Origin of the sequence: Acinetobacter sp. ANC 4973 (genome assembly GCF_002135275.1) — a bacterium.
GTDB lineage: Bacteria > Pseudomonadota > Gammaproteobacteria > Pseudomonadales > Moraxellaceae > Acinetobacter > Acinetobacter kyonggiensis.
This window is the reverse complement of sequence record NZ_NEGM01000007.1, coordinates 110146-132378: the sequence shown is the minus strand read 5'-3', so window position 1 is coordinate 132378 and position 22233 is coordinate 110146. Positions and strand designations below refer to the sequence as shown.

General features: G+C 39.9%; 23 protein-coding genes. 7 read left to right on the top strand and 16 right to left on the bottom strand.

What is annotated here, in order from left to right; translation table 11 throughout:
• Positions 1 to 67 precede the first annotated feature (67 nt).
• The 4 genes from B9T30_RS10815 to B9T30_RS10805 all read left to right on the top strand — a co-directional run bounded on the left by B9T30_RS10815 (position 68) and on the right by B9T30_RS10805 (position 3788).
• Positions 68 to 1150: an OmpW/AlkL family protein gene (locus B9T30_RS10815; RefSeq protein WP_086184985.1), complete on the top strand. Its 1083-nt coding sequence runs from the start codon at positions 68 to 70 to the stop codon at positions 1148 to 1150.
• Between the two features lie 155 nt (positions 1151 to 1305).
• Positions 1306 to 2520: an MFS transporter gene (locus tag B9T30_RS10810; protein WP_086184984.1), complete on the top strand. Its 1215-nt coding sequence runs from the start codon at positions 1306 to 1308 to the stop codon at positions 2518 to 2520.
• The gene (locus tag B9T30_RS16805) at positions 2513 to 2647 is read left to right on the top strand and encodes a hypothetical protein (protein ID WP_264754380.1); all 135 of its coding nucleotides are present in this window, start codon (positions 2513 to 2515) and stop codon (positions 2645 to 2647) included. Before B9T30_RS10810 ends, B9T30_RS16805 begins: the two co-directional genes overlap by 8 nt.
• A 184-nt stretch (positions 2648 to 2831) precedes the next feature.
• Positions 2832 to 3788, top strand: coding sequence for a TauD/TfdA dioxygenase family protein (locus B9T30_RS10805; protein WP_086184983.1), 957 nt, complete (start codon positions 2832 to 2834; stop codon positions 3786 to 3788).
• A 189-nt stretch (positions 3789 to 3977) separates the two neighbouring features.
• Here B9T30_RS10805 and sthA read toward each other — a convergent pair whose 3' ends face one another.
• Entirely contained in the window at positions 3978 to 5393 is a 1416-nt protein-coding gene (gene sthA / locus B9T30_RS10800) for a Si-specific NAD(P)(+) transhydrogenase (protein ID WP_074946312.1), read from the bottom strand.
• A 206-nt stretch (positions 5394 to 5599) separates the two neighbouring features.
• Here sthA and lipA point away from each other — a divergent pair, with 206 nt between their 5' ends.
• Positions 5600 to 6613, top strand: coding sequence for a lipoyl synthase (gene lipA, locus B9T30_RS10795; RefSeq protein WP_086184982.1), 1014 nt, complete (start codon positions 5600 to 5602; stop codon positions 6611 to 6613).
• Between the two features lie 138 nt (positions 6614 to 6751).
• On the opposite strand, the gene B9T30_RS10790 is transcribed toward lipA, so the two are convergent.
• From B9T30_RS10790 to B9T30_RS10740, 11 genes are all read right to left on the bottom strand, one after another.
• Complete coding sequence (locus B9T30_RS10790; RefSeq protein ID WP_004648394.1) at positions 6752 to 7405, bottom strand: tRNA-(ms[2]io[6]A)-hydroxylase; 654 nt, start codon at positions 7403 to 7405, stop codon at positions 6752 to 6754.
• 12 nt (positions 7406 to 7417) lie between these two features.
• Positions 7418 to 8143: a pyridoxine 5'-phosphate synthase gene (gene pdxJ / locus B9T30_RS10785; RefSeq protein WP_086184981.1), complete on the bottom strand. Its 726-nt coding sequence runs from the start codon at positions 8141 to 8143 to the stop codon at positions 7418 to 7420.
• A gap of 31 nt (positions 8144 to 8174) precedes the next feature.
• On the bottom strand, positions 8175 to 8885 hold the full coding sequence (gene recO / locus B9T30_RS10780) for a DNA repair protein RecO (protein ID WP_086184980.1): 711 nt from the start codon (positions 8883 to 8885) through the stop codon (positions 8175 to 8177).
• 12 nt (positions 8886 to 8897) lie between these two features.
• Positions 8898 to 9095, bottom strand: coding sequence for an NF038104 family lipoprotein (locus B9T30_RS10775; protein WP_074946321.1), 198 nt, complete (start codon positions 9093 to 9095; stop codon positions 8898 to 8900).
• 32 nt (positions 9096 to 9127) lie between these two features.
• Positions 9128 to 10156, bottom strand: a complete 1029-nt coding sequence (gene era / locus B9T30_RS10770; protein WP_004648389.1) for a GTPase Era — start codon at positions 10154 to 10156, stop codon at positions 9128 to 9130.
• Between the two features lie 5 nt (positions 10157 to 10161).
• Positions 10162 to 10854 (bottom strand): ribonuclease III, encoded by a 693-nt coding sequence (gene rnc / locus B9T30_RS10765; RefSeq protein ID WP_004648388.1) that lies wholly within the window; start codon positions 10852 to 10854, stop codon positions 10162 to 10164.
• Complete coding sequence (locus B9T30_RS10760) at positions 10826 to 11200, bottom strand: DUF4845 domain-containing protein (protein ID WP_086184979.1); 375 nt, start codon at positions 11198 to 11200, stop codon at positions 10826 to 10828. The genes rnc and B9T30_RS10760 overlap by 29 nt, the downstream gene beginning before the upstream one ends.
• A 21-nt stretch (positions 11201 to 11221) precedes the next feature.
• On the bottom strand, positions 11222 to 12049 hold the full coding sequence (gene lepB, locus B9T30_RS10755) for a signal peptidase I (protein WP_086184978.1): 828 nt from the start codon (positions 12047 to 12049) through the stop codon (positions 11222 to 11224).
• Positions 12050 to 12070: 21 nt separating this feature from the next.
• Positions 12071 to 13888 (bottom strand): translation elongation factor 4, encoded by a 1818-nt coding sequence (gene lepA / locus B9T30_RS10750; protein ID WP_086184977.1) that lies wholly within the window; start codon positions 13886 to 13888, stop codon positions 12071 to 12073.
• A gap of 252 nt (positions 13889 to 14140) precedes the next feature.
• A complete protein-coding gene (locus B9T30_RS10745) occupies positions 14141 to 14599 on the bottom strand; it encodes an acyl-CoA thioesterase (RefSeq protein WP_086184976.1) in 459 nt (152 codons plus the stop codon).
• A 153-nt stretch (positions 14600 to 14752) separates the two neighbouring features.
• Positions 14753 to 16135 (bottom strand): Do family serine endopeptidase, encoded by a 1383-nt coding sequence (locus tag B9T30_RS10740; protein WP_086184975.1) that lies wholly within the window; start codon positions 16133 to 16135, stop codon positions 14753 to 14755.
• A gap of 228 nt (positions 16136 to 16363) precedes the next feature.
• On the opposite strand from B9T30_RS10740, the gene nadB reads away from it, so the two are divergent.
• Entirely contained in the window at positions 16364 to 18007 is a 1644-nt protein-coding gene (gene nadB / locus B9T30_RS10735) for an L-aspartate oxidase (protein WP_171264157.1), read from the top strand.
• A 73-nt stretch (positions 18008 to 18080) separates the two neighbouring features.
• On the opposite strand, the gene B9T30_RS10730 is transcribed toward nadB, so the two are convergent.
• The 4 genes from B9T30_RS10730 to pabC form a co-directional block, all read right to left on the bottom strand.
• Positions 18081 to 18497 carry a PaaI family thioesterase gene (locus B9T30_RS10730; RefSeq protein WP_086184973.1) on the bottom strand — a complete coding sequence of 139 codons (417 nt, stop codon included), beginning with the start codon at positions 18495 to 18497 and terminating at the stop codon, positions 18081 to 18083.
• 93 nt (positions 18498 to 18590) lie between these two features.
• Complete coding sequence (gene tmk, locus B9T30_RS10725) at positions 18591 to 19190, bottom strand: dTMP kinase (RefSeq protein WP_086184972.1); 600 nt, start codon at positions 19188 to 19190, stop codon at positions 18591 to 18593.
• 3 nt (positions 19191 to 19193) lie between these two features.
• Positions 19194 to 20243: an endolytic transglycosylase MltG gene (mltG, locus tag B9T30_RS10720; RefSeq protein ID WP_086184971.1), complete on the bottom strand. Its 1050-nt coding sequence runs from the start codon at positions 20241 to 20243 to the stop codon at positions 19194 to 19196.
• A 1-nt stretch (position 20244) separates the two neighbouring features.
• Positions 20245 to 21057, bottom strand: coding sequence for an aminodeoxychorismate lyase (gene pabC / locus B9T30_RS10715; RefSeq protein ID WP_086166015.1), 813 nt, complete (start codon positions 21055 to 21057; stop codon positions 20245 to 20247).
• Between the two features lie 162 nt (positions 21058 to 21219).
• Here pabC and B9T30_RS10710 point away from each other — a divergent pair, with 162 nt between their 5' ends.
• Positions 21220 to 22230 (top strand): sulfate ABC transporter substrate-binding protein, encoded by a 1011-nt coding sequence (locus B9T30_RS10710; protein WP_086184970.1) that lies wholly within the window; start codon positions 21220 to 21222, stop codon positions 22228 to 22230.
• Positions 22231 to 22233: the final 3 nt, after the last annotated feature.

Genomic DNA, 22233 nt, shown 5'->3' with positions numbered 1-22233 from the left:
TCCGTTCATATAATCGTAAAAATCAAAGAAAAAACTTATAAACACAAAATGGACATGGAGTCCCTGAATGAAAAAATCGTTACTTTATATTATGTCATCTCTTGCGTCCTTACCTGTAATTAGTCATGCCGATTCCCCTTATTTTAGCTTAAAAGATGGTGATGGCTTTAAACGCTTTTCAGTTTCTGTAGGTGCGCTACATGTTATGCCGCAAGGTAAAGCTCAAGCCTTCCAAGTGAATACAGCCATTAAGAATGGTGAAGTGTCCAAAAATGGGGACATTCAAGTTGATACCGTATTAAACAATCTAAATCCAGATGTTGACCAAGCAGGACTTGCAGCCGCCTTAAAATTTTTGGGATTTTTTACAAGCGGCAACTTACCCGCAGATCTGAGTGGCTCTTCTAAAATTAGTGGTTTAGAAAGTTGGGAAGCACAAGGAACAGGACTTGAAGCAGATGATGTTACGACATTGGGCATGATGACCAATTACTTCTTTAGCGATCATGTTTCATTTGAAATTAAAGCAGGCATTCCACCAAAAGTTGACTTACAAGGTAAAGGAAAAATTTATGCTCCTTTTTCAGCAGTTGCCACGCCACAAATTGGCAAGCTTCCTCTAGAATTTCTGAACATTGATCTTAAAAATAATATTTTTATTACCGATTTAGAAGCACATGGCCCTGCGGCTTCCGCACGTGCTTGGACACCAGCCTTTGAATTCCAATATCACTTTGGTAAAACGGGTGTAAATAAATTCCGTCCTTATGTGGGCTTAGGTGTCATATATGCATACTTCAATGCACTGGAAATTAACCCACAAATAGAACAAGACTTAATTGCGGCGGGTCACATGATTGCCAATATTAAAGAAGGCAATGCTGGAGCTTCCTTAGAAGGGAAAAAGAGTAAAGCCAATCCTCAAGTTGACCTAGAAACAACCGATGTGATTACCCCTATCGCCACTGTTGGTTTTACTTATGACTTTAATGATAAATGGTTTGCAGTCGGTTCAGTGTCGTATGCGCACATGAAAAATGAAACTACAATTACGGTCACAGATGCAACTCATGGTGAGTTAATTCGATCTCAAGCCGATATTGAAATTAACCCATTATTGGTTTATGCAGGCGTTGGTATTCGCTTCTAAGTTTTTATTGATTAAAAGATGATTTCAAATCGTCTTTTTTATCTGACTCAAATTTTCTATAACTTAATTTTATCGTTTGTTTAAATTTTATTTAATCGCTTCCCTATTCATAATCTAATAACATAGCGACATTAGATTTACATCATGGATGAGTTATGTCAGATACACGTTTTTCCAAACCTCTTATTTACATGTTAATTGGAAGCGCGCTCATTCTGGCGTTATCACTGGGTGTACGTCATGCCTTTGGTCTATATCTGGTTCCAATGAGTCATGAATTTGGTTGGGGGCATAATGTCTTCAGTCTTGCCATTGCCATGCAGAACTTAGTTTGGGGCGCTGTACAACCCATCACAGGGGCATTTGCTGACAAATATGGTAGTAAAATTGTCGTTGCTGTGGGCGGTGCTTTATATAGTTTAGGCTTATTGCTGATGGCCTTCAGCTCCACAGGCTTACTGTTAAATTTAAGTGTCGGTTTAATTCTGGGGTTAGCGTTATCTGCAACCTCATTTCCTGTTTTACTCTCAGCCGTTGGACGTGCAGCCCACCCAGATAAACGTAGCCTTGCCATGGGTATTGCCAGTGCAGCAGGCTCTTTTGGGCAGTTTATTATGCTGCCTTCGACCTTATTGCTGTTACAAAACATTGGTTGGTCAGCAGCCTTAGTGGTCAGTTCAATTTTAATTGCCTTGATTATCCCATTGGCATGGATGTTAAAAGCACCAATGTATGTCGCTCCGCATACCTCGGCTCATAGTAATAAAGCCAGTTTAAGCTTTAAACAGATCTTGGTTATTGTCAAAAATCATCAGCCGTTTTGGTTCTTGGCCTTGGGTTTTTTTGTTTGTGGTTTCCAAGTGGTTTTTATTGGCATACATTTACCCGGTTATTTGATCGATCATGGTTTTAATGCCACCACAGGTACAATTTTCCTTGCCTTGGTCGGTTTGTTTAATATTGTCGGAACATATAGTGCGGGTTGGCTCGGTGGAAAATACTCCAAGCCACATCTACTCATGTGGTTATATGGTCTCCGTGGCATTACCATTATTACTTTTCTACTGTTGCCTTTGAGCGTTTGGACAGTTTACGCTTTTGGTGTCATCATGGGCTTATTGTGGTTGTCTACCGTACCGCTGACCAACGGCATTGTGGCCAATATGTTTGGGGTTAAATACCTCTCCATGCTCAGTGGTCTAATCTTTTTTACTCATCAAATCGGTTCATTTTTTGGTGGCTGGCTAGGTGGTGTCAATCATGATATGGCTGGCAACTATAATGCAGTTTGGATGTTTTCAATCGCGTTGAGTTTACTGGGTGTACTGGTACATTTCTTTGTCAATGAAGAGGCCGTGATTCATGACTGATTCTCTATTCGGTTTAAAAAGCATCATTGCGCTAGCCGTTATTGGCTTACTCAGCCTTGCTATTCTGTTGTGGTTCAAAACCCCACAACTCTTTATATATTTCAATCAAGCTTTCTGCCCACATTAATGCTTCAAAATCAGCAGCTAAAACAGCAAAAAAATGACTTTATTTTGCTGTTTATATTAAAAGTTTTAAAATCATTTATTTAGATTTTTTATTCATTATTTCATAAGCTTAGCAATTCTTTTGATTTTATATTTGCATCATTTTTGATTAAATTTTTTTCACAGTAAAATAACTTGAGAAAAAAATGACCAGCCTGACCCAACTATCACAAGCCATTCATGATGCTCCTCGCTGGCATCAGGCAGAACAACTTCAAAATCCAGAAGAAATCACTATTATCCCTCTCCACGATGAAGCATTAGGTGCAGTGGTTTTCGGTTTAGATGCACGCAAAGCTCAAGCAGGTGAAACCATTCACCGACTGAAACAAGCCCTTGCTGAGCATTTAATCTTAATCTTTAAAAAGCAAAGCTTAGATGATTTTCAATACTTAGCTTTTGCCAGTTATTTTGGCTCTATTTTCCGCCCAAGCGCAGATAATCCTGTACTGGCAACACAGTCTGATACTGGCACCCCACCCGATGTGATTCCAGTCTCGAATGCTGTTGGCCAAGGCGATTACACGGGACATGGTGAACTTTCCCCGCATGCAGATCACCAATGGACACCGCAACCCTCTTTCGGCTCGTTACTCTATGCGATAGAACTTCCCGAAGATGGTGGACAAACCGCATGGTTCAATACCATTAAAGCTTATAACGCTTTAGGTAAGGACACCCAAAACCAGATTGATCAATTACAACTAATTACTTACAACCCTTTTGCCCGCTCACAAAACAATAAAGGTACGGGTGGTTATGGCGACACACCCTATTACCGTTTTAAAGATCAACCCATTATTGGACATGCTTATCCACATCCCCTAGTGCGCACTCACCCTGAATCTGGACGTAAAGCACTTTGGCTCAATACACGTTCAGAAGTAGAATTAGTCAATTATGAAGATCAGGCAGGCAATGCTTTAATTCAAAAGCTACGTGAACACTTACTCAAACCAGAGTTCCGTTATGAACATCAATGGGAGGGAGGTGATATCGTGTTTTGGGATAACCAAGTCACCCTTCACTCACGACAACCATTCCCTTCAGATCAGCGTCGTTTACTTAAACGCATTAGTTTGGCTGGTGGGCGACCTTTCTAATCCTTTTCCTTTCATTACAGAATGGGCATCTTAGAAGAATAAAAACAACTTAACCTCAAGATGCCCTGATCTAATTACAAGCAAAGCCAATCTGAATATCTCACCTCAGGATAAGTTAATTTTTATGATTCATAAAAAAAACCCGCAAGCATTTACTTACGGGTTTTCAATTTAAGACTTAAATCAGACTTAGAATAAACGGTTCATACCATTTAAAGTTGCAACACGGTACGCTTCTGCCATCGTTGGATAGTTGAACGTGGTTTCAACAAAATACTTAATTGTATTGTTACCACTATTCATCACTGCTTGACCAATGTGAATAATTTCTGAAGCATTATTCCCAAAGCAATGCACACCTAGAATTTCCAAAGTGTCACGGTTGAATAAAATTTTCAATTCACCGACAGTATCCCCAGTAATTTGTGCACGGGCCAAATGACGGAAAGATGCTTGACCGACTTCATAAGGAATTTTTTCTTCAGTCAATTGTTGTTCAGTTTTACCAATAGAAGAAATTTCTGGAATGGTATAAATACCCGTCGGAATGTCTGTTACAGGTTTAACGCCTTCTTCACCACTCATATTTGCACCTGCGCAACGACCTTGGTCATAAGCAGCAGAAGCAAGGGATGGCCAACCAATTACGTCACCCGCAGCGTAAATATTTTCCACTTCAGTTTGGTATTGATCATTCACCGTAATTTGACCACGGCTGTTTGGCGTAATACCAACATTTTCCAGACCCAAACCATCGGTATTACCCGAACGACCGTTACACCATAAAATAGCATCGGCTTTAATTTTCTTACCACTTTGTAAATACATGACCACGTGATCATCAAATGTTTCAAGGTGATCAATTTGTTCGTTATGACGAATCAATACCCCTTGTTCACGCAAACGGTAAGACAAGGCATCTGAAATTTCATCATCAAGATAACTTAACAATTTAGGCTGAGTATTGATCAAATCTACTTTATGGTCGAGTCCAATAAAAATCGATGCATATTCACAACCAATAACACCAGCACCATAAATGATGATTTTTTGAATTGGAAAATCCAAATCCAAAATTTTATCCGAATCAAATACACGTGGGTGATTAAAATCAAGTACAGATGGACGATATGGACGCGAACCTGTCGCAATCACCAACTGTTTAAAGATAATGGTTTCTTTAATCCCATCATCACTAAAAATCAGTACTGTGTTTTTATCTTGGATATATGCACGGCCATGATAAATATTAATTTTATTTCGGTCGTAAAAACGTGAATGTGTATCAACCTGTTGTTGAATCACTTTATGGGCATTGCGTAATACTTGCTTCATGGTGAACTGTTTCCAGTCGCCCACTTTTTGGAACATTGGATCACGTTGGTAACGGATAATACTCGATACTGTTTGACGCAATGCTTTACTTGGAATAGTACCCACATGCGTACAGTTACCACCTAACTGCTCACGCATATCAATAATTGCAACACGCTTGCCTGATTTAGCAAGTTTCATTGCCGCGCCTTCACCAGCAGGGCCTGAACCGAGAACTACCGCATCGTATTTAACGAAAGTTCCGCTAACGACCTCTTTTTTACGTGGCATTCAACGCTCCTTTAATCAATTCTGTCGCCAATCTTCTGCATATTATGACTGAAACACAACTCATTTGGTGTATTTACCTAGCATATATTGCATGATAACCACATTTATTAAATGAATACCGTTTTCACCCTATTTAGACTCAAATTCGCTATAATAAAAGAGCTTTTTTTAGCATCTCCCCGTCTAAAACAGTGGAAAAGTTGACTATGTCTGAAAACCGTAAACCTGAACAGGGTGTTAAACTTCGTGGCGCAGAAAAGGTCGCTCGTATACCTGTAAAAGTTATACCTACGGTTGAAACGCCACGTAAACCGGATTGGATTCGCGTCAAAATGGCGGCTCCAGATGAAGTTCAACGCATTAAAACCACTTTACGCGCACAAAAATTACATACCGTTTGTGAAGAGGCAGCTTGCCCGAACTTACCTGAATGTTTCGGTGGTGGTACAGCAACCTTCATGATCATGGGTGATATCTGTACCCGTCGTTGCCCGTTCTGTGACGTTGCACATGGTCGCCCAAATAAATTAGACCCTGATGAACCGCGCCATATGGCTGAAACCATTGCCAATCTTAAATTGAAATATGCGGTCATTACTTCGGTAGACCGCGATGATTTACTCGATGGCGGTGCACAACATTTTGTCGATTGTATTCAAGAAGCACGTGCCCTTAGTCCAACAACCTTATTAGAAATTTTAGTACCCGATTTCCGTGGTCGTATGGATATTGCGCTGCGTATTATGACCGAATGTCCGCCAGACGTATTCAACCATAATATTGAAACCGTGCCACGTTTGTATAAGGCAATGCGTCCAGGTTCAGATTATCAGCATTCCCTGAACTTACTGAAAATGTTTAAAGAATACTGCCCTGATGTTCCAACAAAATGTGGTTTGATGGTTGGTCTAGGTGAAACTGAAGAAGAAGTTCTGGCACTGCTCGATGACCTTCGCGCACATAATGTGGACTACATCACCATCGGTCAGTATTTACAACCGTCTAAACAGCATGCACCGCTTGACCGTTTTGTAACCCCTGAAGAATTTGAACGCTATACCGCACACGGTCAAAAACTCGGTTTCAAAAATATTTGGGCTGCACCTATGGTGCGTTCAAGCTACTTTGCTGATCGTCAATATTATGGTGAGCCCGTTCCAGCGGTACGTCGCAAAGCCGATCCTGCGAAAAAAATTGCCATACAAACCATCGAAGCTTAATTTGTACCAGATTAAAAAATAAGCAAAATCACCGATGCCAATCTAATTCATTTAGGTTGGCATTTTTTTAAGACTAAAAAAATGCCCAGATATAAAAAATCCCCTATTCAAATAGAGGATTTTTTGAACAACTATAGACTAAGCTGCTTGACTCGGCACACCACTATGGAAGCGAAATAAATCATCTGGACTTAAAATCAGATTTTTTTCAACTTCACGAAAGTGCGCAATACGCTGCTGAATATCCTCTTTAGGATTTTTTAACTTTGACGTTTGAGCAACATCCAATGCCAATGCCAAATAATCTTCAAAGTGACGAGATTCAGACTTGAGAAGGTAGCGGTAGTATTTACCTAAGTCTTGATCTACCAGCGGTGCGAGTGCATAGAAACGCTCGCATGAACGTGCTTCCACAAAAGCGCCAATAATCATAATGTCAATTAAAGCTTCAGGCTCATAAGTACGGACTTCTTTACGTAGTCCACCCGCATAACGACCTGCACTAATCGATTGCCACTCCTGCCCACGCTTGGTCATCAATTCAAGCACTTGCTCATAATGCAACATTTCTTCGCGCACGAGCTGTGCCAATTTAACCTGTAAATCTGTAAAAAATGTGTAGCGAAACATCAGATTCATCGCTGTACCTGCTGCTTTTTTTTCACAATTGGCATGATCTTGCATAAGTAACTCTAAGTTATTCAGCGCTTCATCGAGCCATGCTTGAGGTGTTTCACATCCCAAGAAGCCCAAAACTGGCTTCATGAGATCATCATAATTTATTAATGACATAATTCTAAAAACTTATCTTGCTGCTTTAATAACAGCTTTCATTTGTTGAACGGCTTGAGCCAAACCCACAAATACTGCATCGGCAATAATAGAATGACCAATATTGAGTTCATGAATTTGTGCAATTTGTGCAATAGGCGTGACATTTTCAAGGTTTAAACCATGTCCTGCATTTACCACTAAACCTTTGGCTGCTGCATATTCTGCACCCTGAACAATACGCTCAAGTTCATGTTGCTGTGCTTCAACTGTTGTTGCATCCGCATAAGCACCAGTATGCAATTCAATGGTTGGTGCGCCACAAGCAATCGCCGCATCAATTTGTGCAATATCCGCATCAATAAACAAAGACACATCACAACCAATTGCCGTTAAGGCTTGTGTCGCTGCTTTGACTTCTTCAAAGTGCCCCAACACATCCAAACCGCCTTCGGTGGTGACTTCTTGGCGTTTTTCTGGAACCAAGCAAACATGTTGCGGCTTAATTTCTTTGGCAAATTCCACCATTTCAGCGGTCACAGCCATTTCCAGATTCATATGCGTTTTCAATAACGGCCGCATACGACGGACATCATCATCTTGAATATGACGACGATCTTCACGTAAATGTAAGGTAATTCCTTCTGCGCCCGCTTGTTCACACATCAATGCAGCATTCACTGGATCTGGATAAGTGGTTCCGCGCGCTTGTCGCAATGTCGCCACATGGTCAATATTTACACCAAGCAATGCAGCCATAACAGTTACCTAACGATGATTAAAATTGAGATTAAGATTGGGATTGAGTATTTTGAATCCACAATTGCCGGCTTTTAAGCGGTCGATCTCCCAAAAGAGAGCTGATCATCTGCCGATACAGTTGAGCCAACAATTGTAACTGCTCTCGGTTAAAATCCCTACCCTTTTCATAATCACGCATTGAGAGAATTTGCTCCCCCGTTAAGGTTGCACGTGATTGCTGTGCTGTCGGAATAAAACCATCATTGAGCTGAAATAAATAATGTTGTGCTGCTTGAATATCATGTTGCTGAGCATCAGTCGTAAAGTCGAGTGCATAACCGAGTTCTTCTAAAAGCGCATGTTCAAATTGACGTAAAATTTGTCTAAGAAAAAGATTGGGATTTTCCTGCTGTGCCAGCAATTGTAACTGTTGTAAAGTTTGATGATAAAGCACAAAAGTCTGTGGCATTTCCACTTCGGCTGGACATAAACGAAGAATGACTTCATTCAAATAAAATCCAGAAAAAAACGCATCACCAAAGAAAAAAACGGGCTGATTGACAATTTCAAGTTTGGTAAAATTTTTAAGATCCGACTTACCCGATGCCTGCAAACAAATCGGTTGATATTGTGGCGGTGGAGTTTGTCTTAAAATACCATCGATACGCCCATGCTCTTGGGTAAACAAATGCACAATATGGCTTCGTTCTCGATATTTACGATGATGGATTAAATAGCCATGCAATATTTCATTGCGCATGAATAATAAAATCTAATCTTTTTTCTTTTTAGAGTCTGTATCGGTATCTTCGTCATCACCATCTGGAATGACAGCACCCACAACAGCAGCAGTGCCTTTCACTACACCCTTCGTGGTTTTATAAGCAATTTTTACAGGAACAGTAACAAGTTTATGAATACAGCCTTGCAGGAATAAAACACATGCTATAACTGCCAATACTTTCATCATTACTCTTCCTATAAAAAATTACCGAATAAAATTTAGATGTCGCTATAACCTAAACTTTTCAATGCACGTTCGTCATCAGACCAACCGCCTTTCACTTTCACCCAAAGTGTCAGCATGATCTTTTGTTCAAACATTTTTTCCATATCAGCACGTGCATCCATACCGATTTTTTTCAGCTTCGCACCTTTTTCACCAATCACAATGGCCTTTTGACCTTGGCGATCCACAAAAATAGTCGCATCGATATAAGTACATGCTGCTTTTGGGCGACCTGTTTTTTCATTAATCGTGGCTTCTTCAGTCTTGAATGACTCAATTTGCACGGTTAAATCATACGGCAATTCCTCACCCAATTGACGCATAATTTTTTCACGAATCACTTCAGAAGCAAGGAAACGCTCTGAACGGTCAGTAATTTGATCTAGCGCATATAAAGGTGGCTGGAACGGCAAGTAACGTTCAATCGTGTCACGTAAATGATCTAAATTCGCACCACGAAGTGCAGAAACAGGAACAATTTCGGCAAAATTCATTAATTTTGCGCGCTCTTGAATCAACGGTAATGCATGGTTTTTATTTTCAAGTGTATCAATTTTATTGATGACCAGAATCACTGGCATTTCAGCATTCTTCAGTTTTTCCAAAACGAGCTCATCATTTTGAGTCCATTTATCAGCATCCAGAACAAACAATACCAAGTTGACATCACGCAATGCCGAACTTGCTGCACGGTTCATCATTTTATTGATGGCACGGACTTCTTTTTTATGCATCCCTGGTGTATCAACAAATACAGCCTGAGATTTTTCACGTGTATCAATCCCCACAATTTTATGACGTGTGGTTTGTGGTTTACGTGAAGTAATCGAAAGTTTCTGACCCAAAATATGATTCATTAACGTTGATTTACCAACGTTTGGTCGTCCAACAATGGCAACAAATCCACTTTTAAAATCTGTTGGAATCGTTGTCCCTTGTGAACTAAAAAAATCATTAATTAGGTCATTGCCGTTGCTTTGCGGCTCGTGATCAGCATCGTTGTGATCAGAATGTGTAGTCATTTAAGCTACTGCTCCAATTGTTTTAAAATATCTGCCGCTACTGCTTGTTCAGCAAAGCGACGACTTGATCCTTCACCATACAACACAGGTAAGCCATCAATAATACATTCCACTTTGAAATGCTGATTGGGAGCATCACCTTGAATATCCACCACATCGTAAACAGGAAGTGGCTTTTTACGTGCTTGTAAATATTCTTGTAAGCGTGATTTAGGATCTTTGAGTTGGTCTGTAGGCTCAATATGGTCTAAATATGGTACATACCATTTTAGTACAATCGCTTGCAGGACTTTTAAATCATTACAATCGACATAAATTGCACCAATAATCGCTTCTACAGTATCAGCAAGAATAGATTCTCGATGATGTCCACCCGATTTCAACTCACCTGTGCTTAAGATCAAACATGGGCCAAGTTTCAAATCGTTTGCAATTTTACCTAATGCCTCTTGGCGAACCAATGTGGCGCGCATACGCGTTAAACGTCCTTCATTTTCATGAGGGTAGGCTTGATACAAATAATGGGCAATGATCATGCCTAACAATGAATCACCTAAAAACTCTAGACGTTCATAGTTAGATTTATGACTAACCGATCGATGTGTCAGTGCAAGCTGCAATAATTCAGGTTGTTTGAACTGATAACCGATACGGCTGACTAAGTGCATATCACTTAGTTTGGACTGACCTTTGATCAAAACTTTTCTCGAACTTTAACACTAAATCTATATTGAGTAAGAAAGGCTTTCTTATCTCATAATCTTTTTTCACTTGTAGCCCATCAGTATTCATGACTTGCGCAATATCTTTAAACTTGATATCACGTATCCCATTCATGTCGAAACGCTGCGCTATCTTAGATTCAAATTCAGAAGGTGAAATATCTTTTGGACTACTTTGCAGCAACTCTGCAATCTGACCATCTATCACTCGATCATCCCAATAGGGTGCCCAAACAGCAATCACAATTTTTGCTAAAAAAGCAAAACCAATAATTGCAATTAAAACCCCAATATATGATGCACCTTGTTGATTTCTAGGCATTTGTTATTTTTCCAATCATGCTCAATCAATTTTACCGTTACGACTAAATGACGGCAATTTAAACCCAGGCTCTTTATGCATCCAAATATAGAATGCACGACCTGTTAAGTTTTCCTCTGGTACAAAGCCCCAAAAACGACTGTCAGCACTTTGATCGCGATTATCCCCCATCGCAAAGTAGTGACCTTTTGGAACTTTGACTTCCCAATATAAACCATTTTCAGCCGAGTATTTACCATTTTCAAGATAATTGATAAATGGCGCTTGGCGTGCAACATTCACACCCTCAAGCTCACGCATCGTAAAGGTATGCTTACCCAGTGTTTCTTTATGATAAATCGATGTTGGTGTATCTAAAATATCTTTTTCACGACTAAATTCAACAGGAACTTTAGCAACTTTCTGTCCATTAATGGTCAATTGACCGTGATCATAAACAATATGATCCCCTGGCAAACCCACTACACGTTTAATATAACTAATAGTCGGTTGTGGTGGATAACGAAAGACGATGACATCCCCACGCTCTGGCTCACTGACATCAATCACTTTTTTATTCACGATCGGTAAACGTACACCATATTGATATTTATTGACCAAAATAAAATCACCTGTTTCTAAAGTCGGCACCATAGAATCGGATGGAATATTAAACGGCTCATATAAAAATGAACGTAAGATCAGGACGACAGCCAACACCGGCCAAAAGTCATACGCCCATGTGATAATGAAGTTTTCATTACCCTTGCCTAGAGTTTGTCTTTGCTTAAAAACAAACTTATCCAACAACCACACCAAAAAGAAAATTAATGTCGCTGGTACAAGGATTAAATTAAAATCAAAATCCATGGGTTTATATCCTCAACCTTATTATCTGTCGACTTTCAATACAGCCAAGAACGCTTCTTGTGGGATTTCAACACTACCCACTTGCTTCATGCGTTTCTTACCTTCTTTTTGCTTAGACAATAGTTTCTTCTTACGTGAAACGTCACCACCATAACACTTCGCCAATACGTTTTTACGCATGGCTTTCACTGTAGAACGCGCAATAATTTGTGCGCCAATAGCAGCCTGAATAGCGACATCAAACATTTGACGTGGAATCAACTCTTTCATTTTTTCCACCAGTGCAATACCACGGTGACGCGCATCATTACGATGACAAATCATGGCCAAAGCATCTACTTTTTCACCATTGATCAGAATATCAACTTTGACCAATGACGAACTTTCAAAACGTACAAAGCTATAATCTAAAGATGCAAACCCACGCGAACATGATTTCAGGCGGTCAAAAAAGTCCATCACAACTTCAGCCATCGGAATTTCAAAGGTCAAAGACACTTGATTGCCCAAGAATTTCATCTCTTTTTGGATACCACGACGTTCAATACATAACGTCATGACATTACCTAAATACTCTTGTGGTACTAAAATATGGCATTCAGCAATCGGTTCACGTAAATCTTCAACCATCGAGCCATCTGGCATTTTTGATGGGCTGTCGATATAAATCGTTTCACCATTTTTCATTAATGATTCGTAAATTACAGTCGGTGCAGACGTAATAAGGTCTAAATCATATTCTCGTTCTAAGCGTTCTTGTACGATTTCCATATGCAGCATGCCTAAAAAGCCACAACGGAAACCAAAACCTAAAGCATCAGAGCTTTCAGGTTCAAAGAATAAAGCAGAGTCATTAATTTGTAGTTTATGTAATGCTTCACGGAATGGTTCAAAATCACTGGCATCAATCGGGAAAAGACCTGCATAAACCTGCGGTTTAACTTTTTTGAATCCAGGTAAAATAGCAACATCTGGCGTGGTTGACAGCGTTAAAGTATCACCCACTGGCGCACCAAAAATGTCTTTAATCCCAGCAATCACAAAACCAACTTCACCGGCTTCCAACATACCCGTTTCAGTATGTTTAGGGTTAAAGATCCCTACAGAAGTCACAATATGGGTTTGACCTGTCGATTTTACCAACATCTTGTCGCCCTTACGGATACGACCATGTTTGATACGAACTAAAGATACAACGCCTAAATAGTTGTCGAACCAAGAGTCAACAATTAAGGCCTGTAATGCTGCGTCACGATCACCCACCGGTGGAGGAATTACATTGACTAGCGTTTCTAAAACACCTTCAACACCTAAACCTGTTTTTGCCGAACAGGTTGGTGCATCTGTTGCTTCAATGCCAATAATTTCTTCAATTTCATGAATGACACGCTCAGGTTCAGCTTGAGGTAAGTCAATTTTGTTCAAGACAGGAAGAACTTCCAATCCTTGTTCAATTGCAGTATAGCAGTTAGCCACCGATTGCGCTTCTACACCCTGTGCAGCATCGACAACAAGTAATGCACCTTCACACGCAGCCAATGAACGCGACACTTCATAAGAGAAGTCAACGTGTCCTGGAGTATCAATAAAGTTAAGTTGATACTCTTCACCATTGGGATGGGTATAATAAAGCGTGACTGAAGCTGCTTTAATGGTAATACCACGCTCACGCTCAATATCCATAGAATCAAGAACTTGAGCTTGCATTTCACGAGCTTGCAGACCACCACAGGTTTGAATAAAGCGATCGGCAAGCGTCGATTTACCATGATCGATATGCGCAATAATCGAAAAATTTCGTATATTGTTGATATTAACTGACTTTTTAGCAACTGCCATAAACTACTCTAAATCAAAACACACAATCACATACTTATAAATGAACACAGTATTTATGACGTGCAAAAAAGGATATTCCGAAGATGTTGCACAGTATAAGCAGTAGATAGTCAAAAATACATAGAGCTTTTAAAAATAGTCCGATTCTTCTACAAAAGTATCCCACAAATTATACCCATCAAAGTATGGATGGCTAAATCGCAGGACATCTATTGAATCCAAGCTTTTTGATTTTAATTCAAATCGAGTTAGCTACTCATTTTTCAAATCAATATGGGTAAAATCTAAGGGATTAATATCCACAGCCAGCGGTTGATAAGCTTGAGTAAATGTCGGAGACATTCTTTTTGGTCGACCAGTTGCAATTTCGACACAAGCCCATTTGGTATTTCCTGAAAATAAAACAGCCTGATCTTGCGGGCGATAGAAAACATATTGGCGGAATGAATACAGTGCATTAATCTCATTCAACCATGTTCTTAAAATAATTGTTTCGCCTTCAAACGCAGCCTTACGATATTGCACATGATGCTCCACAGCCACCATCGCATGCTTCAATTCAAGATATTCCTGCAACCCCAAACCTAAGGAATCAATATGTGCCGTGGCAACTTCCTGCATCCATTGCATATAGACGACATTATTGACATGCCCCAAACGATCAATATGTTCTGCTTGAACGGTCATTTCTAAATCAAAAACTGTACTCATCTATTTTTACGATCCTTACTCTTTGGAAAATTTCGTTCAAGCTAAACAGTCTACGTAATTTTGAGATCGAGTAAAATTGCAAAATATAAAAAAACCACTCATTTTTAGAGTGGTTTTAAGCTGTAGCAATTCCAAATCAGAACACACATGCTGTTATTCAATACGCATGCCCAACATTGCATGTTGATCTTGACGAATAATCGAAACACGGGCAATTGAACCTTTCTTCAATTCAGAAACAGACTTAATAAAATCATCACTATTGAGAATGGTTTTATTATTAATTTGAGTAATGATATCCCCTGCGATCATGCGTGATTGCGCAGCAATCCCTCCTAACTTCACTTCTTGTACCAGAATCCCGCCCTTAACATCCAGCTGTGATTGCTCATTGGCTGTTAAATTACGAATCGTGACCCCTAAAACAGGCCCTTTTTGTTGCGCTGTTTGTTCTGCTTTTGCAGGAGTATCATCTGGAGCTGTGGTTAATGTGGCTGAAATATTACGTATTTTATCATCACGTAGAACTTGTAACTGAATGACTTGATTTGGCAAAGTTCGATTTAAATAATTCAATAAATCAGATGTTCTTGAAATTGCTGAACCATTATATTTTAAGATCACATCACCTGACTTAAAGCCAGCTTTAGCTGCGGGTGAGTTTGGCGTCACTTGTGTAACCAATGAACCTTCTGGTTTTGGTAAATTATAAGATTCAGCAAGGTTACGATCGATATCTTGCAGCATCACACCTAAGTATGAACGCGTGACCTTACCATTCTTTTTCAATTGGTCTGCGACATCCATCGCCACATCAATCGGAATGGAAAAAGACAAGCCCATATATCCGCCAGTTCCACTAAAGATTCGTGAATTGACCCCAACCACTTCACCATTTTGGTTAAACAATGGGCCACCTGAATTCCCCGGATTCAAAGCAACGTCAGTTTGAATAAACGGTACGGAAGTTTCACCCATCATGTTACGCATTTTGGCACTGACAATGCCGGCAGAAGCAGAATAATCAAAACCAAATGGCGAACCAATGGCAAGTACAGGTTCTCCTACTCGAAGTCGATCAACACTGCCCGTCCGTAATTCAGGAAAATTTGAACCCTTTACTTTAAGGAGCGCAACATCTGTACGTTCATCACTGCCAACCACTGTCGCATCAATTTCACGACGATCGCTTAACATAATGGTGACTTTTGATGCATCTTCCACCACATGATGATTAGTTAACAAATAACCATCCTTGCTAATGAAGAATGCACTGCCATACGCTGTTTTTTCTTGTGGTGCTTTGGGTTGCGGAATAACCACTTGATTCCCAAAGAAACGACGCAAAATTTCAGGAACTTGCTGCTGTAATAATTCTTCCTGTGTCATTTTTTTAACGACATTTACACTCACAACAGCAGGACTCACTTGCTCAACTAAATTAGAAAAGTCGACTGTAGATGCTGCTTGTGTTTGCACCGCTGCCATTGTAAAAACAGCAGCATATATTCCTTTTTGTACATAGCGATTTTTCATGTAAAGCATGTGCTCCATTGCGTTATAAATGTCTGTAAATAGTTTTTAGCATAAAAATTGTCTATCTTAAGTAATAATATGTTTGATTATATTTGTATAAACAACAGCTTAAAGATTGCTTAAAATTGTGTTGGCTTATTGCTTTTTCTCATCATACATTAGCATATTAGCTCTTGTTTTTTGATCAAAAAAGCGTTGTCATTAGCAAACTTTTTTTCAAATTAGCTGATGGACATGTCTAATTTAAACTTAACGCATCATTTTGATGTGATCATTGTGGGAAGTGGCGGCGCAGGTTTAAGTCTGGCTTTGTCACTTCCTGATCATTTCAACATTGCAGTTTTGGCAAAATCGGCTTTAACAGATGCAAGTACATTTTACGCGCAAGGCGGTGTGGCTGCGGTTCTAGATGAAACCGATTCAATTGAACAGCACATTGATGACACCATGATCGCAGGTGCGCACTTATGTGAACTAGAAGCAGTCAAACAAACGGTAGAGGGTGGAAAACCTTCGGTTGATTTCCTGTTAAAGCATGGCGTTCAATTCACCTTAGATGAACAAGAACAATTGCATTTAACCCGTGAAGGTGGGCATTCACAGCGACGCATTATTCATGCAGCAGATGCAACTGGTCGTGCTATTTCAACCACCTTAGTACAACGCGCTGAAGAAAAGAAAAATATTACCATTTTTGAAAACTACATTGCGATTGATCTCATTACCTCACAAAAACTGGGCTTAGAAGAGGTAAAGAATCGTGCACTCGGCTTATATGTTCTAGATGAGAAAACTGAAAAAATACACACCTTCTTAGCTCCCTCCATTGCTTTGGCCTGTGGTGGGGCGATGAAAGCCTATCTCTATACCTCAAATCCTGATATCGCAACGGGTGATGGTATTGCCATGGCATATCGAGCTGGGTGCCGTGTTGCCAATATGGAATTTAACCAGTTTCATCCAACGTGCCTTTACCATCCTCAAGCACGTTCATTTCTGATTACTGAAGCCATGCGCGGTGAAGGTGCCTATTTACGCCTTCCAGATGGTGAACGTTTCATGCTGCGTTTTGACGAACGCGCTGAACTTGCGCCACGCGACATTGTGGCACGTGCCATTGACTATGAAATTAAGCGCTTAGGGATTCGTCATGTCTGGCTCGACATTACGCATAAATCTGCTGAATTTGTCACAGAGCACTTCCCGACTCTTTATGCTCGCTTATTAGAATTGGGCATTGATATCACCAAAGAGATGATTCCTGTCGTTCCTGCCGCTCACTATACCTGTGGTGGTGTTGTGGTCGACAAACACAGTCAGACCGACCTCGAAGGACTATATGCCATTGGTGAAACCTCGTATACAGGTTTACACGGTGCGAATCGAATGGCAAGCAACTCACTTTTAGAGTGTTTTGTCTATGGGATGAGTGCGGCTAAACATATCGAAAGCCAGTTTAACTCCGACTATGTCTCACCCAATGTGCCTGCTTGGGATGATTCTCAAGTCACTAATCCAGATGAAGATGTGGTCATTTTGCAAAACTGGGATGAACTACGTCAGACCATGTGGAACTATGTCGGCATTGTTCGTACCACCAAGCGCCTAGAACGTGCTTTGCACCGTATTGAAATGCTTAAACAAGAAATTAATGAGTATTATCATGACTATCAAGTGAGTAAGAACTTGATTGAACTACGTAATTTAGTTCTGGTGTCTGAGATGATTGTACGCTGCGCCATGGAACGTAAAGAGTCACGCGGTCTACATTTTACCTTAGACTATCCTGAACTTGCCGCTGAGCTACGTAAAACCATATTACTGCCACCAAACTTTCAAACAGAAACTCCCTTGGTCAATGCAGAAACGTAAATTTAAGCGCTGATAAAATCCATAAAAAAGCCGAACATTTTTGTTCGGCTTTTTAAGTCTATATAGAATATATTTATCGCTGTGGTGGTATGGAATATGTTCCGACAACATGTGCGATTGGCTCATCTAAATCCATAGAATATAACCAGACATCACCCACAATCAGCGCTTTACCAACTTTCATTAATTGGCAAACTGCACGAATATTTTGTTCTGCTGACGGTTTTCTTAAAAAATGGATTGATAAATTGGTGGTCACCGCCAAAGCCACTATGCCTATCTCACCCAATATTGCAATATAAAGCGCATAATCGGCAGCGGTCATCATCGTTGGCCCTGACACCGTTCCGCCCGGTCGTAAATCAGCAGCACCCACATAATAAATAATGGATGCTCCTTTTTCAGTCACGGTTTCTATCTCACATTTCTCAAGACTTTGTGGAAATTCAGCCTGTAAAAAAGAAACAATCTCTGCCTTGGTACTTTTCATTTACGTTTCATCTTCATCCATGATGACTCTGAATATAAAAGAATCATTCACCTTAAGCACTGATTTTTTGATCTTTTTTTAGTCTAAAACAAGCTACTTCAGATAAGCCACAGCCTGTTCAAACACCTGTTCAGGCGTTTGAGTTGCATCTAGCCGTTTCATGCGCTCAGGATACTGTTCAAATAATTCCTGATAACCTGCTCTGACTTTTTCGAAAAAAGTGACTTTTTCTTGTTCAAAACGATCCAATGCACCACGCTCTCTTGCACGGGTCATCCCCAACTCAATTGGTGCATCAAGCCAGAAAGTAATATTTGGCATATGCGAAACAAAATTTTGATTCAACACATTCAGTTTTTCACGGCTTAAGCCTCGACCTGCACATTGATAAGCAAAACTGGCATCGGTAAAACGATCACATAGCACAGTTTTCCCTGCCACTAAGGCGGGTATAATCACTTGTTGTAAATGTTGTGCACGTGCGGCATACATTAAAAGCAGCTCAGTATCATTGGACATACTTTCTTCATGATTGACCGACAGCAACAGCGAACGGATTTGTTCTGCCATCGGTGTCCCACCCGGCTCACGCGTCAACAGCACCGCTTGACCTTGCTGTTCTAAATATTCATAAATTTTACGAATGAGTGTGGTTTTCCCGACACCTTCAGTGCCTTCAAAACTAATAAACATCCATCATTCCTTCTTCAATTTTAAAACGGATAAGTAATCCTGCACTGCACGATTATGCTCATCTAAACTTGCCGTAAATGTATGTCCGCCATTGCCCGTTGCCACAAAGTAAATATTATTTGAGCTATCTGGATGCATGGCTGCTTCAATTGCTTTTTGACTTGGTAACGCAATTGGGGTTGGCGGTAAGCCATTAATGGTATAGGTATTATAGGCGGTAGGTGTACGTAAATCTGTACGGGTGATATTGCCATTATAACGATCCCCCATACCATAAATTACGGTAGGGTCAGTTTGTAGACGCATGCCCATTTTTAAACGGCGCACAAACACGCCAGAAACTTGTTCTAGCTCACGATCAAGACTGGTTTCTTTTTCAATAATTGAAGCCATAATTAGGGCTTCATATTTATCTTTGTACGGTAAATCAGCTGCACGATTTGCCCATGCTGCATCCAATGCTTTCATTTGACGGTGATATAAATCAGTCAAAATCTTTTTATCTGTTTCACCTTTGGCAAAGAAATAGGTATCTGGCGCAAACAACCCTTCAGGATGACTAAACGGAATATTTAAGGCTTTCAGCATTTGATCTTGAGGAAGATTCAAAACTTCTTTCGTGACTAAATCATCTTTTTTTAAGCTTTCAATCAACTGTTTAAACGTCGTGCCTTCAATCACCAAAATACGATTCATTTGTGCATTTTCAGAATTCGACAGCATCTCCATGACTTGACGCACTGACATTCCTGCATGAACTTCATAAACACCCGCTTTTAAGGTGTCATGAATCATAATTTTTTGATAAAGCTTTAGAATAATTGGAAAACTGATTTTATCTTCTTTGGCTAAACGATCAATAAAACCTGAATAAGTGCCACCTGCTCCAATCGCGAGCATCTGTTTTTTGCCTTCAATAGGATAGGACTTAAATAAACTTGACCATAGGATGATTGAAGCCAGCACAATAAGACCGACAATGAAAATAACCAAGCCTTTCAAAGGAAATACTTTTGCTGCTTTCTTTTTTGATTTTTGCTTTGTGGTGGACATATTAACGAATCTGATTCAATTGAAGGATATTAAAGAGTTCAATACAGGCTTGAACATTCAAAGGTCGCTGCTGAAATTCAGTCACGACTTTCATTGGACTTAAGGCATTACAGAAAAACAGACTTTCAAATTTTGAAATTTCTTCCAGATCAATAAAGCGCTGTTCGCATGCAATTCCCTGTTGCTGCATACGAGATAAAATCTCGGCACGCATCACACCATGCACACCATTATAACGAAGTTCTGGGGTAATCCATGTATTGTTTAAACGAATGAAGCAATTACTGCTGACGCCTTCAACCACCGAACCTTGTACATCAGTGACCAATGCTTCAGTCCAGCCTTTCTGATCTGCCTCATGTTTTAACAAAACTTGTTCCAACCGATTCAGACTTTTTAAACCAACCAAACTGGGCATGGTTAAACCTAAAACTTGTTGTAATAGACCCGATTTAATTTTTTCAACTTGAAAATCATCCACCGCTTTGGGATAAAAAAATACCCATACATCAGCAGGATGATCAGGCAAGCTATAACCACGCTGACCATCACCACGACTAATCACAATTTTAAGTGTGCCATTCACGGTTAAATATTGCTGTTGCAGTAAAACTAAACTTTTTTGAATTAACTTTAAATCGGCTTGTAACAGCAGACGTTCGCAACTTAAACCTAACCGTGCCATATGCAAATGTTCAAGTTCAATTTTGCCATGCTTAATCCGTGCTGTACTAAAACAACCATCACCATAATGAAAAGCACGATCCAATAATGTGACCTCGCTTATTTCCTGCGCATTCTTAAAACTGAGCATTTCAAAACATCCTGTGAATGATGACCTAGTTTAAGAACAGCTTAATCTGTTTAATATCTCTTTTATTCATATAAAGTTCATTTTTTATTATTTTTTACGCATAAAAGATAGCGCTATTCTCAGCCCATGTTCCAAACATCTAAAAATTATTGAGGAAAACACATGCGCTTTTCAAAATTAAAACTTGGGATCGTTGCTGCACTGCTTTCTGTTTCATCATTGAATGTTGTAGCCAAAGATTTCTTAAACGTGTCCTATGATCCAACCCGTGAACTTTATGAAAACTTCAATAAAGAGTTCGGTACATATTGGAAAAAATCGACTGGACAAGAGCTTAATTTCAAACAATCACACGGTGGTTCAGGTAAACAAGCGCGTGCAGTGATTGATGGTTTAGATGCAGATGTTGTCACACTGGCTTTAGCAGCAGACATTGATGCGATTGCAGAAAAAACCAATTTACTCCCTAAAGATTGGCAAAAAAAATTCCCACAAAATTCAACCCCATATACCTCAACCATTGTCTTCTTGGTGCGTAAAGACAACCCTAAAAAGATCAAGGATTGGGGTGATTTAGTTAAACCGGGCGTCGAAATTGTGACCCCAAACCCAAAAACTTCCGGCGGTGCACGTTGGAACTATTTGGCAGCTTGGGCTTGGGCTAAACACCAACCGGGTGGTAATGAAGCAAAAGCACATGACTTTGTACGTCAAATTTATAAACAAACTAAAGTTTTGGACTCAGGTGCTCGCGGTTCAACCACAACCTTTGCTGAACGCGGTATTGGCGATGTATTACTGGCTTGGGAAAATGAAGCCTACTTAGCTGTCCGCGAACAACCGGGTAAATTCCAAATTATTACGCCTTCTTTATCTATTTTAGCTGAGCCACCCGTGGCAATTGTTGAAAAAAATGTTCAGAAAGATGGCAATGCCAATGTTGCAAAAGCTTATTTGAATTTCTTGTATTCACCTCTTGGTCAAGACATTGCAGCCAAAAATTATTACCGTCCACGTAATGCAGCAGTGTTGAAAAAATACAGCACCACATTTAAGCCATTAAAGCTGGTGACTATTGATAAAGAATTTGGTGGATGGAGCAAAGTGCAGAAAAAACACTTCGAAACTGGCGGAATTTTCGATCAAATTGTAAAAGCAAACAATACGCAATAAGCC

What these genes read in the sequence shown, in the direction of transcription:
- B9T30_RS10740 (WP_086184975.1), bottom strand. Translation starts at nt 16,135, where the DNA reads ATGAAAAATCGCTATGTACAAAAAGGAATATATGCTGCTGTTTTTACA.
- B9T30_RS10760 (WP_086184979.1), bottom strand. Translation starts at nt 11,200, where the DNA reads ATGCCTAGAAATCAACAAGGTGCATCATATATTGGGGTTTTAATTGCA.
- recO (WP_086184980.1), bottom strand. Translation starts at nt 8,885, where the DNA reads ATGCGCAATGAAATATTGCATGGCTATTTAATCCATCATCGTAAATAT.
- lepA (WP_086184977.1), bottom strand. Translation starts at nt 13,888, where the DNA reads ATGGCAGTTGCTAAAAAGTCAGTTAATATCAACAATATACGAAATTTT.
- era (WP_004648389.1), bottom strand. Translation starts at nt 10,156, where the DNA reads ATGACTACACATTCTGATCACAACGATGCTGATCACGAGCCGCAAAGC.
- sthA (WP_074946312.1), bottom strand. Translation starts at nt 5,393, where the DNA reads ATGCCACGTAAAAAAGAGGTCGTTAGCGGAACTTTCGTTAAATACGAT.
- B9T30_RS10810 (WP_086184984.1), top strand. Translation starts at nt 1,306, where the DNA reads ATGTCAGATACACGTTTTTCCAAACCTCTTATTTACATGTTAATTGGA.
- mltG (WP_086184971.1), bottom strand. Translation starts at nt 20,243, where the DNA reads ATGTCCACCACAAAGCAAAAATCAAAAAAGAAAGCAGCAAAAGTATTT.
- pdxJ (WP_086184981.1), bottom strand. Translation starts at nt 8,143, where the DNA reads ATGGCTGCATTGCTTGGTGTAAATATTGACCATGTGGCGACATTGCGA.
- B9T30_RS10710 (WP_086184970.1), top strand. Translation starts at nt 21,220, where the DNA reads ATGCGCTTTTCAAAATTAAAACTTGGGATCGTTGCTGCACTGCTTTCT.
- lepB (WP_086184978.1), bottom strand. Translation starts at nt 12,049, where the DNA reads ATGGATTTTGATTTTAATTTAATCCTTGTACCAGCGACATTAATTTTC.
- B9T30_RS16805 (WP_264754380.1), top strand. Translation starts at nt 2,513, where the DNA reads ATGACTGATTCTCTATTCGGTTTAAAAAGCATCATTGCGCTAGCCGTT.
- B9T30_RS10730 (WP_086184973.1), bottom strand. Translation starts at nt 18,497, where the DNA reads ATGAAAAGTACCAAGGCAGAGATTGTTTCTTTTTTACAGGCTGAATTT.
- B9T30_RS10745 (WP_086184976.1), bottom strand. Translation starts at nt 14,599, where the DNA reads ATGAGTACAGTTTTTGATTTAGAAATGACCGTTCAAGCAGAACATATT.
- tmk (WP_086184972.1), bottom strand. Translation starts at nt 19,190, where the DNA reads ATGTTTATTAGTTTTGAAGGCACTGAAGGTGTCGGGAAAACCACACTC.
- B9T30_RS10790 (WP_004648394.1), bottom strand. Translation starts at nt 7,405, where the DNA reads ATGTCATTAATAAATTATGATGATCTCATGAAGCCAGTTTTGGGCTTC.
- B9T30_RS10805 (WP_086184983.1), top strand. Translation starts at nt 2,832, where the DNA reads ATGACCAGCCTGACCCAACTATCACAAGCCATTCATGATGCTCCTCGC.
- B9T30_RS10815 (WP_086184985.1), top strand. Translation starts at nt 68, where the DNA reads ATGAAAAAATCGTTACTTTATATTATGTCATCTCTTGCGTCCTTACCT.
- pabC (WP_086166015.1), bottom strand. Translation starts at nt 21,057, where the DNA reads ATGCTCAGTTTTAAGAATGCGCAGGAAATAAGCGAGGTCACATTATTG.
- nadB (WP_171264157.1), top strand. Translation starts at nt 16,364, where the DNA reads ATGGACATGTCTAATTTAAACTTAACGCATCATTTTGATGTGATCATT.
- B9T30_RS10775 (WP_074946321.1), bottom strand. Translation starts at nt 9,095, where the DNA reads ATGATGAAAGTATTGGCAGTTATAGCATGTGTTTTATTCCTGCAAGGC.
- lipA (WP_086184982.1), top strand. Translation starts at nt 5,600, where the DNA reads ATGTCTGAAAACCGTAAACCTGAACAGGGTGTTAAACTTCGTGGCGCA.